We start from the raw sequence: 306 nt of genomic DNA, 5'->3' as shown, positions 1-306 counted from the left end.
CTGTACAATTCCAAAGTGAGCCTCTGCGCCAGATGCGGAAGTCATATGCTAGGATTAGTGCTACCTTGCATACCATCCTATTCATTGTTTGTATCATCTGTCTACTATACGGTGATGAACATTCCAAGCAACAAAGTTGGATCACTGTCACTTATTCACTCGCCATGATCGTAATCTCCCTAGTCATAAACATTAGCTATCATTTCAAAATGAAAAGTTTACTACCTATGCTGCCTATTGCTCCGGAACCATCGATCATGGCAGTGGACACTGGATTTCGGAAAAGAAACATTGGCTTGTCTAGTA

Annotated in this window: 1 pseudogene; it reads left to right on the top strand. The window is 41.5% G+C overall.

From position 1 onward, the window contains the following. Positions 1-306: pseudogene (locus CA600_RS31625) on the top strand (hypothetical protein); the annotation flags it as partial.

Origin of the sequence: Paenibacillus sp. VTT E-133280 (assembly GCF_002264385.1) — a bacterium.
Lineage (GTDB): Bacteria > Bacillota > Bacilli > Paenibacillales > Paenibacillaceae > Paenibacillus_AQ > Paenibacillus_AQ nitricinens.
The sequence above is the reverse complement of the archived record's forward strand: the minus strand, read 5'-3'. Positions and strand labels throughout refer to the sequence as shown.